Below are 16844 nucleotides of genomic sequence, written 5' to 3'. Positions count from 1 at the left end.
AGGTTCGGCTGCCCGATAATTCGGGCCCGGTCCTAGTTCTTCTTGCCCGGAGCCTTCATGCCCGACTTGAAGCCGAGGCCACCCGGCTTCGCGGCGGGCGGGTTGACAGCGCCGTTGCCCTCCGAGGTGCCGTTGCTCTCCGACGCGGCCGGTTCGGCCGGGGCGGTGGGCTCAGTAGGGGCGGTGGGCTCGGCCGCCGGAGCCGCAGCAGCGGGAGCCGGGGTCGAATCGGCCGGAGCCGCAGGCGCTTCCGGGGCCGGGGCGGCGGGTGCGGCGGCACCCGGAGCCTTCGGGCCGGGGCGCTTGAGGCCCGACTTCATGGCCAGGCCCTTCGGGGCGATGGAGGGCTTGGCCTCGGCGGCAGCCGGAGCCGATGCGGCCGAAGCCGTTTCGGCGGGAGCCGGAGCAGCCGCAGCGGCAGCCTCGGTGGCGGGAGCCGTCTCGGCCGGTGCCTCGGCGGCGGGCTTCGCGCCCGGAGCCTTGGCGGCACCCTTCATCTGGAGGCCCTTGCCACCGGGAGCCTTGAGGCCGCCCTTCATGGCGAGCCCGCCCGGCTTGGCGGCCGGAGCGGCGGCTTCGGCCGGAGCCTCGGCAGCAGCAGCGGCCTCGGCGGGAGCCGCAGCGGCGGAAGCGGATTCGGCCGCCTTCGCGCCGGGGGCCTTGAGGCCGCCCTTCATCTGCAGGCCCTTGCCACCCGGGGCCTTCGCGCCACCCTTCATACCCAGGCCCTTGGCCGGAGCCGGGGCAGCAGCCTCAGCTGCGGCCTCGGCCGGGGCAGCCTCGGCGGCCGGAGCCGCTTCGGCCTTCGCGCCCGGTGCCTTCAGCCCGCCCTTCATGGCCAGACCCTTGCCACCGGGGGCCTTCAAGCCACCCTTCATGCCCAGACCGCCACCGGCCGGAGCCGCCTTCGGCGCCTCGACCGCAGCCTCGGCCACGGCTTCGGCCTTGACCGGCTCCGGCTCGGAAACCGGTTCCGGCTCTTCGACCTTCGGGGTCTGAACAACCTTCAAGTTCTCCGTCAGCACCGACGCCTCGACACGGGCGATCGACTGCAGCATCAACTGCGCCACATCGACGACCTCGACACCCTGGCCGACCTCGCCACCATCCTTACGCGCGGTCACACCATCGGTGAGCATCACGCGGCAGAACGGGCAACCGGTCGCGATCAACGACGGCTCGTTACCGCCCTTGAGCGTGTCCAATGCTTCGTCGACGCGGTCGACGTTGATGCGCTTGCCGAGGTTTTCCTCCATCCACATGCGGGCGCCACCGGCACCACAGCACATGGAACGCTCACCGTGACGCGGCATCTCCACCAGCGTCGAGCCGGAGGCTTCCATCAACTCACGCGGCGCGTTGTAGATCTTGTTGTGCCGACCCAGATAGCACGGGTCGTGATAGGTGACGTTCTGCGCCACCGGCGACACCGGCACCAACGACTTCGCCCGCACCAGACGATTCAGCAACTGCGTGTGGTGCACGACCTCGTAGCTGCCACCGACCTGCGGGTACTCGTTGTTCAACGCGTTGAAGCAGTGCGCGCAGGTCACGACGATCTTCTTCTTCGACGCCTCCACACCCTCGAACACCGAGTTCAACAACTCGATGTTCTGCATCGCCAACTGCTGGAACAAGAACTCGTTGCCCGCACGCCGCGCCGAGTCACCGGTGCAGGTTTCCTCCTGACCGAGCACCATGAACTTCACCCCGGCGGTGGCGAGGAGTTCGGCCACAGCCTTGGTGGTCTTCTTGGCGCGGTCTTCATACGCACCGGCGCAGCCGACCCAGAACAGGTACTCGTACCCGTCGAAGCTGTCGGCGTCACGGCCGTAGACGGGGACCTCGAAGTCGACCTCGGAAATCCAGTTCAACCGGTCCTTGGAGTTCTGACCCCACGGATTGCCCTTGTTCTCCAGGTTCTTGAACAGACCCGCGAGCTCGGACGGGAACTCCGACTCGATGAGCACCTGGTAGCGGCGCATATCGATGATGTGGTCCACGTGCTCGATATCCACCGGGCACTGCTCGACGCACGCACCACACGTCGTGCACGACCACAGCACCTCGGGATCGATGATGCCGTTGACATCCTCGCCACCGACCAGCGGACGCTCGGCCTCGGCGCGCGCGGCCTCCGAAATGTTCGCCAGCGCACGCTCGTTCGGCTTGCCGTCCTTGTCGACGAGGCCGATCTCGTCGCCGCCCATATCCTTGCGGCCACCGGCCAGCAGGTACGGGGCCTTGGCGTAGCCGTGGTCGCGCAGCGACATGATCAGCAGCTTGGGCGAGAGCGGCTTGCCCGTGTTCCAGGCCGGGCACTGCGACTGGCAGCGGCCACATTCGGTGCAGGTGGTGACGTCGAGGATGTCCTTCCAGGAGAAGTCCTCGAACTTGCCGACGCCGAAGGTGTCGTTGTCCGGATCGGCGGTCTCCATCTCGATGGGCTTGCCGTTGGACATCATCGGCTTGGCCGCACCGAGGGCGACCGAACCGTCGTCCTCACGCTTGAAGTAGATATTGGGGAACGCCGCGAACCGGTGCCAGGCCACACCCCAGGTGGTGTTGCGGCCGACCAGCAGCAGGAACAGCGCGCCCGAGCAGAGCTTGATGAACGCGAAGATCGACACCATGACGACCGACTCGGGCAGTAGCTTGGCCACCTGCTCGGTGAAGAAGTCACTCCAGGTGTGGGATTCGTGGTAGGTCGCGATCTTGCCGGCCTTCACGAAGATCATGCCCAGGCCCTCGACCAGGACGATGCTCTCGATCACATACGCGGGCGCGAACTTCGAGCCGCTGAAGCGCGACAGCCGCTCCGGCACGCGCGGGTGGTTCAGCTGCCGGATGACGATCAGCACCAGAATGCCGACGACCGTTCCGATGCCGAGGATTTCGTCGACCAGGTGGTAAATGCCCCAGGAACCGATGATGGGCCAGTGGAATTCGGGGTCGAAGATCTGACCGTAGGCTTCGAACCAGAGGATGAATCCGGCGAGGAAGCCGATCATGACGAGCCAGTGCGCCCAGCCGACGGTGCGGAATTTATTCATCCGCGTGTGCGCTAGGAACTCCACGAACATGGTTTTGAAGCGGGGGAAGAACGGCCGCCAGCGATCGGGCGCGGACTGCCCGACCATGACGGTGCGCGCGATGTTCCGCACGCCTCCGATGAACGATGCCCAACAGAAGACTGTGAACACCGCCCCAATCGTGCCCAGCGTCACTGTCAGGGCATTCATGTCGCGACCTCTCTTACGGTTCTACGAACGTGTGACGAGGCGGCCTGGTCCCGCCTCGGGTTGCTCGTATCCTAATGGACGGTAAGTTACCCGCCGGTAACTTAAGTGTCCAGGTTTTCCCACACCGTAAATCCCGGCAAAACGCGGGGTTTACCAAGGGCAGGCTTACTTTGAAAGGCACTGTCCTGCAGAAAGAAACGAATCTCGCAAATCGTAAGTTGATCGACTAGGCTCACGCTGTCCGACAGCTGTGCGCATCTTCACATGCTCGGGGAGGACTCGTCCTAGCGCGAAGGCATGGCCCGAGGGAAGCCGGGCCTCGCGTGGCGGAGAGCGCACAGCGGATTACCTGATGACGGATTGGAAACCAACCGAATGAAGCTTCGCAGTACCACTGCGGCGGCTGCCCTGGTCATCGGCGCAATGACCGTGGGGATGTCTACTGCCCACGCCGACGAGCCCACCAAGGTGGCGGATATCGCCTACTCGACCAAGCTGGTCGACCAGGATGGTGTCAAAGCCGTCGTTTCCACGCTGAAGAACGGCACTTTCGAGCTGACTCAGCAGGATGGCGCCACCCCCGAGGATCCCAAGCAGACCCTCGTGAACGTCAAGGACGCGCAGGGCGCGACGACGATGACGTTCCCCCTGGCGTTCAAGATCTCCGGCACGGATATCCCCGTGAAGGCTGACCTCAAGGACGACAACAAGGTCCTCGAGGTCGTTCCCGACAAGCCGGCCGACTTCCAGCCCGGCACCCAGCCGGTTGCGGCTCAGGCCCAGCCGATCGCTGGTCAGCCCGAGCTGAAGGACATCGCCTCGGACGCCGAGAACCAGAAGGCGATGGGTGACTTCTCCACGAAGTTCAGCCTGGCCATCGGTATCGGTAGCTTCGTCGGCACCGCGCTCGGCGCGATCATCGGCTGCGGTGTGACCATCCCCGTCGGCTGCGTGCCGGGCCTCGTCGCCGGCGCGGGCGTGGGCGGCATCCTCGGCACCATCGCTGCCGGTGGTCCGACCCTGCTCGCCGCGGGTATCGACCTGATGAACACCCTGCAGGCTCCGGCCGGCACCACCAAGTGGGCCAACTAGCACCCCACTCCCCATCGAACATCGAGGAATCCCATGGATTTTCAGAAGTTGCTCTTCAGCCTGCTCAAGGCCCTCTGCACCGCGTCCAGCGGCGGCGCTGGCTGTGCCGGCTGGGGCGCGTAGTCCCCGGTAAGTAATCCGAACGGCCCGTCTTCCCGCGTGGAGACGGGCCGTTCGGCTGTCCGGGGTCCTTCCGGGCAAGCCTTTGTGGTTCAGGGCAATTCGAGGACGCCGTCGAAGGTCACCGTGCCCTGGCGGCGGCCGAAGCGCGCGAAGGTGCGTTCGGTCATCGTGTAGCTACCGTCCTCGCGAACCAGTAGCACCGTGCTGCAGCGGGTTCCGTGCACGGGATGGAAGACGAAGCGCGAGGAGGCGGCGCGCTCACCGAGCCGGCCCAGGCCGGTAGCGGGCAGCTCGGCGTCCGCGGCGCGGGTGCGGTCGGCCAGGACGGCCAGGTAGCCGGCGGTATCGCCGGGGTCGGCCGCGGCGACGGCATGCAGGGCCCGGACGCCCTCGCGGACCTTCGGCCAGGCCGGATCCGGGGTGCCGGTGGTGACGCTGCCATCGGGCTCGAGCGAACCGGCGAGGGCGCTGTTGGAGAGGCCGTGGAAGCCGGGCGGGAGTTCGCGGGGAGTTCGCTCGCCGCGATTGCTGTGCCACCACAGCGTGTCCAGGTCCGAGGTCACCAGGTTGTAGCCGTTGTAGTCGTCGGGCGCCGCGGCCACGCCGCGCACGAACTTCTCCGGAACCGTGTCGCCGCGCAGGAAATCCAGCAGCAGGGCGCCGCGGGAGCGGGCATCGGTGCGGAATTCGTTCTGCCCACGCACATTGGTGACGGTCGCGAACCGGTGCCGGTCGGGCAGCAGGCCGAGCCAGGTGCCGGGCACCGGTCCGGCCGCGCCCATATCGCGGCCCGCCAGCAGGCCGGGCACCTCGTCCCAGTGCCGCAGCGATTGCGTTGGGCGGGTGAAGAACTCGTCCCGATTGGCGGCGACGATCAACCGGTACCCCGGCACCGCACGCCAGCCCAGCAACACCAAACACATACCCCAAGCATGCCCGAGCGGGTGGTGCCCGGCCTATGCCCGAACCACACCCGTCCCATGGCCCCCTGCTGCCTCAGCACTGCCCTCCGGGACCTTGGGTGTGCCGAGAGACCGAAAAGGCCGGTAGCTGTTGAGCTACCGGCCTTTTCGAAGGTGCTGTGAATCAGTGGTGCGCGACTACGTGGTGGTGCGCGACTACGTGGTGCTGACCCGCAGCCCCGGGTTGTCGGAGAGCACCGTGCTCACCGGCTGCGCGAACAGCTGCGGGGTGTTGCCGGTGATGAGACCGATCAGGTTCGGGATCTCGCAGATCGGGTAGTCGGCGACCGAGGAGGCGCTGGAGATGCCCAGGGCCAGGGTGCCGGTCACCAGCGGGCCGCCCGAATCACCGGGCAGGGCGCAGATATTCGCCGAGAAGGACTGGGTGAGCATGCGGTCGCCGACCTGAACGGTCTGATCGACGGCGTTCACCACGCCGCAGCTGAAGCCGGTGCGCGCACCCGACTTGCAGACCGGCGCGCCGACCACGGGCACGGCCACACCGGTGATCGAGATCGGGGCGTTGCCCGGAACGCTCACCAGCGGGTTGTTCAGCGCGCCCTGGTAGTCGCCGTTGACGCTGATGATCGAGTAGTCCTCGTTGCCCAGCACCGACTTCTGGAAGACGCCGATCTGCGGCCCGCGGCTGTCGCCGGCCATCGCGTACACGGCGGGCGAGTTGGCGCCGCCGGTGGCCGGGATGTTCGGGTTGCAGTGGCCCGCGGTGATGTTCACGACGTTGCCGCTGCCGTCGGTGCCGTTGAAGCCCAGCGAGCAGCGCAGCGACATGCGACCGGCGACCGAGGCGTACGCCTCACCCGCGGCCATGGCCCGCGGTCCGGCACCGGCGATATCGCTCGCCTGCGGCACGTCCACGCCCTCGCCGCCGACCGGCGGCGCGCTCATCACGATGACGCGGGCCGGATCGACGAAGCCGGGCAGCGGCAGGCCGGGCTTGTCGGCCCGCACCGCGATGCTGTTGTTCAGGGTGTCGATGGCCACGCCCCGGATGGCCTTCGACACGGACTCGGGCTGATCCTTGAGCCACTGCTGGAAGGCGTTCTTCTCGCCGCGCAGCGTGGTCTCGCTCTTGCTGACGTCCTTGGCGGTGAAGCCGGCGTCCGTCACGGCCTTGCGCGCCTGGTCGATTCCGTCACCGGGGGCCAGCGCGACGACGGCCTTGCCGTTCTCGTCGAGCCACGCGCCGCCGAAGACGTTCGGGTACTGACGCTGCGCGGTGGTGGCGAAGGCGGCCACCTTCTGCGCCACGTCCGCGCGCTGCAGGTAGTCCTGCGGGGAAATCTTGAGGTCGCGGGTGATGGCGTCGATCAGCGCGGCCGGGAGATCCGGGGTCGCGGGGGTGGGATCCGCCTGTGCGCTCGCCGCCAGCGGTCCGGCGACAAGCAGCGTGGTGGCCGCGATCGCCGCAGTGCGGACAAGGGTCTGTGGGCGTCGTCGGCCCGCAGATGGCATGGAGAAGCGCATACGTGGCAGGAGCATGGCCCCGACTATATGGTGTCGGGCCCGTTATGCCTACTTATTGCGAGGTGACGTTTCGGTATTCAGGGGGCAAACAGCCAGCGTGTCGGATTCAAGCGCAATGAGAAGGACGTCCGATTCTCTCCGGTGACATCCGACTCCGCTGTTAATGCTGTTGCCGTCGAGGCGCTATCGCCCTCGCTCAGGCGCCGGACTGCGTCCGCACCTGAATTCCACTGCCGATACCGCCGCCGGAATTGGCATCGATTTCGGTGAGAATCGAGCGCACCGGGATACCCAGCGACGCGGTTCCACCGTACTGCGCCAACTGCGTATTGGCCTCGCTGCAGTTCGGCGCGTCGGCCGCATTCGAACCACTGGTGATACCCAGCGCCAGCGTGCCGGTCACGATCGCGCCGCCGCTGTCACCGCCCAGGGTGCAGGCGCTGGAGGCGAAACCGCGCACCGTCTTGGAGTTGCCCTCCGAGGTGAACAACTGCGTCTCGACCCGGTCGGCCACCACGAAACCACAAGTGAACGTGGAGGATTGGCCCGACTTGCAGACCGGCGCACCGGTGATCGGATCGGCCACACCGGTGATCGTCAGCGTGGTGCCGTTGGCGCCGCGCACCGACGGCTGATCCATGCCGCCGCGCACCGCGTCGTCATTGAGCTTGATGACCGAATAGTCCAGCCCGCTGCGACCGCCGAGGTTCGAGGAGACGAAGCTGCCGACCTTCGGGCTGGCCGCCAGATTTCGCACATTCGGAAGGTAGACATCCGCGCTGGTGCCCTGCTCCACATTCGGATTGCAGTGACCGGCACTGATGTTCAGCGCATTTCCGGCGGAATCCACACTGTTGAAACCGAAGGAGCAGACATCGACGCTGTGCAGCGACGAATCGCTGAGCGAGGTCGGCGCGGTGATGTAGGTGTCGCCACCCATCGGCCGCCGTTCCACCGGGCCACCCGAATCCGGCGACAGCATCACCTTGATATTGGCGATCAGCGTGGGCAGATTCAGCAAATGCCCGGCCGGGGTATTCGCGACACTCAACACCAGCTGGCTGTTGAGGAAGTCGATGGCGACCGAGTTGATGGCGCCCGAGAGATCACGCGGCAGGCTGGTGATCCACATATTGAGCTGATCGGCCGACTTCTCCAGGCCGTCGGCGCTGATCGGGGCCAACCGGGTCTGGTAGCCGTCCGCCGCGGCGATCTTGGCGGCATCCAGGGAGGTGACGGCCATGACCGGCTTGCCGTCGGTGCCCATCCAGGCGCCCGCGAAATCGTCGGGCCGCTGGGACCGGAATTCCGTTGCGTAACCCCGCAATTGCTGCGACTTCGCGGCCCGATCCAGATATTCGGCGGGCGACATCTTCAGATCACGCTGAATGGCGGTAACCAGCTCCGCCGGAAGTTTGTCGGCGGCAAGCTGATCCACCGACGCTGGGTCGGCGGTGGCGGTGCTGAGCAAGGGACCCAAGAGAACGGTCGAGGCAACGGCAATGGTGGCAGCTCGAACCGTGGCGCGGCGCGCCATGAACTTGCGCATGGAGTCCCTTCGTAGTGCACCCAGCAGACCGGCATTCCGAGACCAGGATCCGGTTACCTTCCGGAAGGTCGGTCAGCGCACCACTTTAGGGCACAAAGCACCGAAGGTCTCTACGAAATCAGTGCTGAGTCAGTCCCCATGGGTCCAACAGCGGCGGCGGTTCGAATGTCGGCACAGGAGGGTACTGATAGATCGGCGGATATGGGCGTGTCGTGGTCGGCGGCGTGGTGCGGGTCGGGCTGGGTGTCGTCGTCGGCGCCTCGGTGGTGGGCGGCGGCGGGGGCGGCACCGTGGTGGTCGGCGGGTCCGAGGTGACCGGCGCATCCGTGACATCGGCGGGTGCGGGCGCGGCCGCGGTCGGCTTGTCGGATCCGGTGGGCGGCAGCAGCGGCGGCGCCGCGCCCGCGGAACCCGCGGGCTCGGAACGCACCTCGCCGCGCGGCGGGCCGGGTGTGGAGTTGTCGTGCCGCATCACCGCGGCGATCCCCACGCCACCCAGCAGCAAACCGATCGTCGCGGCGACCGCGGCGATGATGTACGGGCCGCGATTGGCGCGCGGGGCGCGGGACGACACGATCACCTGGGGCATGCCCCGGGTGACCGACGGTTCGACGGCGGTGTCCGCGGGGACGGCGGGGACCGCCTCCGAATAGGCCTGCGCGAGATCGGAGCGCAGGGCGGGCAGCACATCGGTGACATCGGCGGCGTTCGCGGCGGACGCGGTGGCATCGGGCGGCGTGACCCCGGCCGGAGTGGACAGCACCGCCGCCAGGGCCGCGCGCGCGGCTTGATAGGCGATGGTCTTGCCCGTGTCCTCGTCCGCCGGGGGTAGGTCGCGCTCGGCGACCAGCACCACCGACTTCAGACCCAGATAGTCGAGGGCCTCGCGCAGCGCGCGAATGTGCGTGTCCGGCCAGCTCGTCGGATGAGCCAGATAGAACTCCGCCGGGCCGTTGAGATGCTCGGCCGCCTGGCCGATGAGGCAGAAGACGGCGGTCGCCATCAGATCCTCGGCGCGGTACGCCTCGCCGTCGTCGACCGCCAGGCCGGCCGGGTCGCCGACCGCGCCCACGAAATCGCGGATGGAGTGCGTGTAGCCCTCCGGCGCTTCCCCGCCGAGTACGGCGTCACCGTCCTCGGACATGTGCAGCACGGACTCGCGCACGGTGTAGTGCACCGGGAGTGTGGCATCGTCGCCTGTCACCACGGCTACGACGGATTCGTCGTCCGCGATCCGCAGGCCCACCCCAGTGGCCATCCTTCTCTACCTCACTCGGTGCGTCCGGGTCCTCTCGCGCCGGGTCAGACGAGGAGTGAACCGTGACCCATGGCGCGAAGCATTGACAATAACTCCGAACGCGACCCGGCACCGATCCGACGCCGCATCCGAGCCACGTGATGTTCCACGGTTTTGGCCGAGATGTAGAGCCGGGCCCCGATCTCCCGGTACGTCAAACCGAGGAGCACCAATTCGGCGACCTCGCGTTCGCGTTCGCTGAGCACCGTATCGGTGATCGGTTCCGGTCGTGGCTGCGGGGCCGTGGGTACGGGCGTCCGCATCGGCAACTCGGGTGGCCGCGCCTGCGCGCGCAGGGTGCGGGCCAGCTTGAGCAGGGCGGTCGCGGTGGCCGAATCGCGGGCCGCCAGCGCGGCCTCGCTGGCCAGCCGGGCCGCGTCCCAGCGCAGACCGAGTCCGGCCAGTCGGGCCGCCGCGCCCTCGACCTGTTCGCGCACCACGTGACCGCGCAACACCAGCACCCAGGTGCGGCCCGCGTCGGCCAGCGCGGCCGCCTGCGGGTCACCCGCCGCCGCGGCCGTCTTGAGTCGATGCGCGTGCGGCAGCAGGGCTTCCGGGCTCTCCTGCGCGATGGCCGCCTGAATCGCGTACCAGTGGAAGGCATTCGACCAGGCGGGCGGTTGGCCGAGGCGGCGCAGCAGTTCATCCGCGGCGGTCACCAACGCGGTCAGGCGGGCCTCGTCGCGCAACCGGATACCGGCCAGCCACAGCTCGCCGATCGGCAGCAGCGTCAGCAGGTCCGCGCCGACCTCGTCGAACAGGGGTGTGGCCTGCTGCCAGGCCAGCGCCAGTGCCGCGTGGTCGCCGCCGCGGCGCGCCAGGCCGACGAGGACCCCGTGCGCCAGCAGGCGATCGCGCGGATCCAGCTGCGCGAGCGGGACTTCCGACATCAGTGTGGCCGCGGCGTGCTCATCGCCGCCCAGCATGGCCACCCACGCGCCCAGCACCAAGCGCTGCGGATCCTCCCCTGCGCCGCCCGGTGCGGCCGCCGGGTTCGAGGCAGCGTCCGCGGACTGTGCGCCTCCGGTTGCCGGGCGCAGGAAGTTCTCCGCCGGGCGCGGCGCATCGGTGGCCGCGCGTGCGGCAGCGTCGGCGGCGTGCGCTGCGGGGTCGGCCCGGTGTCCGGCATTGTGGCTGCGGCGCAGGGCGTCTGCCGCGCGCCGCGGGTCGCCCATGCTCAGGCACAACAGGACCGCGATGGATACGGCCGAGCACGGGAGGAAGCGGTCGCCGCCGTCGTCCGCCGGGGATGGTCCGGAATGTGCGGCGTGGATCAGTGCCGAGGCCGCCGCGACGGCCGCACCGCGATGCGCCCGCCCGGGGCTGGTGAAGCGTTGGACGGCAAGCGTTGTCGGTGCGAGCGCCCACATCTCCGCGGTGAATCCGGTCGGCGCCGAGGCGGTGCCGAAGTTGCTCGCCGAGACCCCGCCGGGGGTGTTCGCCGCGGCGATCGCATGCTCCGCGCGGTTGCCGTTCACCGCCGGGAAGCTGCCGACAGCGGTCGAATCCGGACGAGCGGGACTGGGCTGCAGGGCATTCGGATAGCGGTGCGCACCGAACGAGGTTGCCTCGCGGGTGGGCGGAGGCGGGAATTCGGGTGCGGCCGGACCGGCGGCGCGGCGCGGGTTTCGGGCCGGGATCGGGTCGCGGGCGAGATCCATCGGAGCATCGGACGAGCCGATGGAATCGAATAGGGCGTTGGCGATCAGGGCGGCCCGCGAGGTCGCCTCGGTGGGCGGCCACTGGGCCGAGTTCACCGAAAGGGTCTGTGCGCCCGCGGCATCGCCGGAGAGATACAGCACGGTCGCGGCGACCGCCCAGTCCGGACCCACCCGGGTGGGGCCGAGCCAGGTGTAGAGCTGTGCGGCGCGATCGGCCAGACCCCGGCGGGTCCAGACTCCGGCGCAGATGCGGACCGCCGCGGCCAGATCGGCGAGCGGCAGGACCGGATCGGCCAGGGCGGGTTCGGCCAGCCGCAGCGCGGTCTCACCGTCCCCGACGCGGGCCGCGGCATCGGCCCAACGCACCGCGAGGGCGTCCGGGTCGGCACCGGCGGCGGCCGCGGCCGTGTAGTAGCGGACCGCCTCGGAACCGGCCTTCTCCGCTGCGGCACAGAGGAATTCGGCAAGCCGCTCGTCGCGGACGCCGGATTCGGCGAGCAGCAGCGCGGTGTGATCGCGCAGCAGTGCGGCATCCAGGCGTGCGTGCAGCAGACGCCGGGCCACGGTCAGGAAGCGGCGGTCGCCGACCAGGGTGCGCAGCGGAGCCACGGCCGGGGCGAGCAGCAGATCGGCGTCGGTCACCAGTGCGCTGCCGCGGGCGCGATCCACCAGATCCTGTGCGGCCGTGGCGGTCAGGTCGAGGACCTCGGTGAGTTCACCGGTGTCCAGGCCCGCGCCGATGGCCGCCACCACCAGGGTGTCGAGCAGTTCCGGGTCGGCGTCGTCGAGCCGGGCCCGCGCCCACGCCGTCACCGCCTGATCGACCGCGGTCACGCCCGCGTCCAGGCGGGTCGCGCAGGCGGCGGACAGGGCCGCCACCACACCGCCGTGGATGCCGCCGGTCTGGCGGTGGATGTGCTGGGCCAGGCCGCGCGGCACCATCATGCCCAATTCCCGTGCGAACGGCGCGATCTCGGTCGCGCCCAGGGCCCGCAGATCGATCACCCGGCCGCGGCGCGCCACCAGATCGGTGAGGCTGCGCAGCCGGGTGTCGTGCGGGCGGGGACGCAATCCGATCACCACCGGGAACTCCCCGGCCGCGACGGCCGCGCACAGTAGATCGAACTCGGCCGCGCCCAGCGCGTGGGCATCATCCACGACCAGAGCGATCCGGCCGCGACCCGGATGACCGTCGGCCCGCCCCGAATATCCGTCCGTACGGGCCGGATACCCGTCGGTGCGGGACGGGCGCAGGGCGGCCGCCGGATTGTCGGTCTGGGGGACGCCGCGGGCCCGCAGCCGGGCGCGGATGGCGCCCAGCAGCGTGGACTTACCGGTGCCGGAGCGGCCCCTGATGAGGTACAGCGCGGCGGCGCTGTCGTCGGAATCGAGTTCCCGGAATATCTCTCGCGCGCACGGAAGCGAATCGAGCGCTACCGGGGTCATGCCTGTCACGAAGAACCAACTCTCAGCCGCCGGTGTGCGGAACGATCTGCGTCGGCACCGGCGGAATCGCGTTGCCCAGCTGATCGACGGCGTTGTTCAGGGCTCCCGTGGGGAGCGAGGGAAGCGGCACCTGCACGGGTGCCTGTTGCTGAGTCGAGGGCGGCTGTTGCGCCGGGGCGGGTGCGGGCTGCGGGGGCTGCGCTGCCACCGGATTCTGTTGTGGGGCAGGAGTATCGGCGGGTGCGGGCGCGGCAGCGTCGCCGGTGGGTGCACTCGCGGGGGTGGTGGCGGTGGCGGGCTTGGTGCCGCCGGGCTGCTGGGCCGCCTTGGTCGCGATGACCGGGCTGCCCGCGACGGGGGCGCCGGAGGTGGGGGCGGCACCCGTCGGAGCGGGCGTGGCGATGGCCACCGCCGAGGTCGAAGGCGGTTGCGGCGTATTGCGATTCGCGGGCGTCGACGTCGTGCCGGTGCCCATCGCGAGGGTGCCGGTGGTGATCGCGGCGACTGCGAGGACGGCCGCGCCCAGCACCGCTACCCGCTTCCAGTGCCGGAAGCCGCCGGGCTCCTCGTCCGGCAGCTCGGGCAGCGGCGGAATACGTATGGGTGCAGGTTGTTTCGCCTCGTCGCGGTTGCCCGTCGGGGGTTCGACCAGTGAGTCGGCGCTGATGCGCTGCGGGAGTCCGGCCGCGGTGCGGGCCGGAGGCGGGGCGGTGTCGGCCGCGGCGTGACCCGCGCGGCCGACCGCGATGGCCGGGTGGGCCTCGGTTTCGGTCATATCGGCGAGTAGGTCGGCGGCGAGCAGGGCCGCGCCGTGCGCGCTCAGGTGGGCCGGGTCGGCGGCGGCCGCGACCGGGATGCCGAATTCGGTGGAAAGCAACTCGGTTACCAGCGGGATGCCGGCGCCGCCGCCGGTGAGCAGGACGCCGTCCAGATCGGCGGCGGTCACGCCCGCGCGGCGCATGGCCTCACGCACCAGATCGGTCGAGCCGAGCAGCGGGCCGCGCAGCAGTTCCTCGATATCGTCGCGAACAAGTCGTATGTCCATATTTCCCAGGCCCGGCAAACGCACCGGGACCATGGTGGCGGTATTTGTGGAGAGCGTTTCCTTCGCAATTTTGCAACGCAAACGGAGCGATGACAATTCTTGTTCCACCAACGGGTCGAAAGGATCGAAATCCTTTTCGCCGACCGCATGGGCCAGGACATAACGCATCGTCAACAGATCGAATTCGGAACCGGCCACCGCAGTGGTACGTACCGGTTCGCCCAGCAAGCCCGACATGGCTCCCGTTCGGGCCACCGAAACGGTCAGGCCGGTAGCGCCCAGGTCGTAAACGACCATCGCGCCGTCATGGCTGGATTCGTGCACCTCCTGCAGCCAGCGCATGGCGGCCGCCGGCTCCGGGACCAGCGCCACCGTGTCCAGCCCGGCGTCGTCCAGTGCGGTGCGCTGCATCTCGACCGTGTGCTGCGACCACCAGGCCGGATAGCAGGTGACGACCGCGCCGGTCGGGCCTGCCTCGTCCAGGGCGCGGCCGATGGCCGCGGCCACCAGATCCGCGGCGCGAACAGCGGATCCGTCCCTGGTGCGAATGTCCACGGGATCCCCGACCCGGGACAGGAAACTGTCTGCGACCTCCGGTTCCGTGCCCAGCATGCTGGGCCGGGTGCGCACTCTGGGTTGTCCCCCCGAAGTCGTCACGGCAACGGTATTCAGCGACCCGACGGTAATGCCGAGCGCCAGCCCCTGACTCATTCGAGATCCCCTGTCATTTCCAGAACACGCTTCGGTTGAATCGTGTGCTGCCCGAAAGCTCTTCGGTCCGATATGTACGAAATCCTCAGTTCGGGCCGGGCGGCCCACCGAGCCTGTCGGTAGCTGGGGGGATGTCGTTACCGATTCCCCGACAGGTATGGGGAAATTCCCCTAATGTCCACCTTTCCCCCTAGTCGGGCGTCCCCACAGATGGGGGAGTTCACCCCGCTGTGCGTAACAAGTCGCCTTCGTAACGTGAAAGGAAATTCGAGCAGTGCGGGTCAGCGGGGCCCGCCCATCCAGGGAGACGATTCGCCATGAGCCCCAACGCAATTCTCGAGTTCATCCTCAACCTGCTGCGCGACCACGAGGCCGCCGTCAGCTATTGCGACAATCCGGGCGGGGCCTTGGCCGCCGCCGGACTCGACAATGTGACGCCCGAAGACATCGCCGCCGTCGCGCCCATGGTGGCCGAATCCGCGTTGGTAGCGGGAGGTTCGCAGCTGTCCGACATCATCGCCGCGGGCGGGGCCACCGGGCTCAGCGCCGACACCGGTGTGAGCGCCGGGGTGGGTGCCGACACCGGCCTCGGCGCGGGCGTGAACGGTGACGCGGGCGCCTCCGCCGGACTCGGCGGCTCGGCCGGACTCGGCACCGACGCAGGCCTCAACCTCGGCAGCGCGGCCGCCACCCAGGTGCTCCTCAACGGCGGCACCGACGCCGGACTCAACCTCGGCCTCGCCGACAACCTCGGCGCGATGGCGGGTGCCGCCGCCGACCTCGGCGCGGGCCTGACCGCCGGCCTCGGCGGCGCGCTCGGCGCAGCCGGAGACATCGCCACCGGCCTCGAAACCAACCTCGGCAGCGTCCTCGGCGCCCAGGCCACCGCGGACCTGACCACCGCCCTCGACGCCGGTGCCGGCCTGCAAACCGGTCTCCAGGGCGCGGTCGACGCGTTCACCCAGGCGGGCGCGGGCCTGACCGGTGCCCTCACCACCGCCGCGGGCCTCGACACCGGCCTCGGCGCGGGCCTCACGACCGCCGCCGACGCGGCCGCCAACCTCGGCGCGGGCTTGCAGGCGGGCCTCGGCGGAGCACTGAATTCCGCGGCGGGTGTGGGTGCGGGCCTGCAGACCGGTCTCGGTGGCGCGCTCGACTCCGCGCTCGGCGTCGGTGCGGGTATCGATGGCGCGGTGAACGTCGCGAACGACCTCGGCGCGCAGCTCGGAACCGGTCTCGGCGCAGGGCTTTCCACCGGCCTCGACAGCGCGCTCAACGCCGGACTCGGTGTACAAACCGGCCTCAACGGCGCTGCCGATGCGGGCGCACAGCTCGGAAGCGGCCTGGAGACAGGTGTTTCCGGCGCGGCTGACTCCCTGGTAGGCGCGGGCACGCAGCTGGGCGCGGGCTTGGACGGCGGCCTGCACGCCGGTACGGACCTGGGTGCGCAGCTCGGCGGCGGTCTCGGTGCCGGGATCGATAGTGCGGTCGGTGCGGGAACGCAACTCGGCGCGGGACTCGAGACCGGACTCGGTGGTGCGGCGAATGTCGGCACGGACCTCGGTGCGCAGCTCGGAAGTGGTTTGGATACCGGCATTTCGGGTGTGGGTAATGCGGCGGCCGGGGTCGGTGCGGGGCTGGACAGTGGCTTGCACGCCGGTACGGATCTGGGCGCTCAGCTCGGTGGCGGGCTCGATAGTGCGGTTGGCGCTGGTACTCAGCTCGGTGCGGGTCTGGAGACGGGGCTCAACGGTGCCGCGAATGTCGGTACCGGGGTCGGTGCGGGGCTGGATAGCGGTTTGCACACGGGTGTGGATTTGGGCAGCCAGCTCGGAAGTGGCTTGGACACGGGCATTTCGGGTGTGGGTAATGCGGCGGCGGGGGTCGGTTCGGGGCTGGATACCGGGCTGCACAGCGGGGTGGATGTCGGCTCGCAGCTCGGGGGTGGTGTGGATACCGGGCTCACCGGGGTTGGGAATGCGGTTGCCGGGGGCGGCGCGCAGGTCGGGGCCGGGGTGGATGCCGGGGCGCATGGCGTGACTGCGGTGGATGCGGGGTTGAACGGGGTGGGGAGCAATCCTTGGGCGGGGGTGGATGTTTCGCAGGCGTTCGGGGGTGGGGTGCATGTGCCGGATGCTTCGTTGTTCGGGGATTCGCATGCCGGGGTGGATCTCGGGACGCATGCCGGTGGGGACATCGTCGGGGACATGCTGCACTCCTAGGTTTGAGGG

The 16844-nt window shown here is 69.3% G+C and carries 9 protein-coding genes; 2 read left to right on the top strand and 7 right to left on the bottom strand.

What is annotated here, in order from left to right; all coding sequences use genetic code 11:
* Nucleotides 1–32 precede the first annotated feature (32 nt).
* On the bottom strand, nt 33–3242 hold the full coding sequence (locus ACFXHA_RS19620; protein ID WP_379358640.1) for a (Fe-S)-binding protein: 3210 nt from the start codon (nt 3240–3242) through the stop codon (nt 33–35).
* Nucleotides 3243–3617: 375 nt separating this feature from the next.
* Here ACFXHA_RS19620 and ACFXHA_RS19615 point away from each other — a divergent pair, with 375 nt between their 5' ends.
* Nucleotides 3618–4334 carry a hypothetical protein gene (locus ACFXHA_RS19615; RefSeq protein ID WP_379358638.1) on the top strand — a complete coding sequence of 239 codons (717 nt, stop codon included), beginning with the start codon at nt 3618–3620 and terminating at the stop codon, nt 4332–4334.
* Nucleotides 4335–4546: 212 nt separating this feature from the next.
* Here ACFXHA_RS19615 and ACFXHA_RS19610 read toward each other — a convergent pair whose 3' ends face one another.
* The 6 genes from ACFXHA_RS19610 to ACFXHA_RS19585 form a co-directional block, all read right to left on the bottom strand.
* Entirely contained in the window at nt 4547–5380 is an 834-nt protein-coding gene (locus ACFXHA_RS19610; RefSeq protein WP_379358636.1) for an NRDE family protein, read from the bottom strand.
* 195 nt (nt 5381–5575) lie between these two features.
* Nucleotides 5576–6919, bottom strand: a complete 1344-nt coding sequence (locus ACFXHA_RS19605; protein WP_379358634.1) for a S1 family peptidase — start codon at nt 6917–6919, stop codon at nt 5576–5578.
* Nucleotides 6920–7100: 181 nt separating this feature from the next.
* Nucleotides 7101–8453: a S1 family peptidase gene (locus ACFXHA_RS19600; protein ID WP_379358632.1), complete on the bottom strand. Its 1353-nt coding sequence runs from the start codon at nt 8451–8453 to the stop codon at nt 7101–7103.
* Nucleotides 8454–8571: 118 nt separating this feature from the next.
* Nucleotides 8572–9711 carry a hypothetical protein gene (locus ACFXHA_RS19595; protein ID WP_379358630.1) on the bottom strand — a complete coding sequence of 380 codons (1140 nt, stop codon included), beginning with the start codon at nt 9709–9711 and terminating at the stop codon, nt 8572–8574.
* A 44-nt stretch (nt 9712–9755) separates the two neighbouring features.
* A complete protein-coding gene (locus ACFXHA_RS19590; protein ID WP_379358628.1) occupies nt 9756–12857 on the bottom strand; it encodes a LuxR C-terminal-related transcriptional regulator in 3102 nt (1033 codons plus the stop codon).
* A 22-nt stretch (nt 12858–12879) separates the two neighbouring features.
* Complete coding sequence (locus ACFXHA_RS19585; protein WP_379358626.1) at nt 12880–14613, bottom strand: Hsp70 family protein; 1734 nt, start codon at nt 14611–14613, stop codon at nt 12880–12882.
* A 317-nt stretch (nt 14614–14930) separates the two neighbouring features.
* On the opposite strand from ACFXHA_RS19585, the gene ACFXHA_RS19580 reads away from it, so the two are divergent.
* The gene (locus tag ACFXHA_RS19580; RefSeq protein ID WP_379358624.1) at nt 14931–16835 is read left to right on the top strand and encodes an IniB N-terminal domain-containing protein; all 1905 of its coding nucleotides are present in this window, start codon (nt 14931–14933) and stop codon (nt 16833–16835) included.
* Nucleotides 16836–16844: the final 9 nt, after the last annotated feature.

The organism is Nocardia sp. NPDC059240, from assembly GCF_042753865.1.
Lineage (GTDB): Bacteria > Actinomycetota > Actinomycetes > Mycobacteriales > Mycobacteriaceae > Nocardia.
Note: the sequence above shows the minus strand (reverse complement) of the source record. Positions and strands in the feature narration are given on the sequence as shown.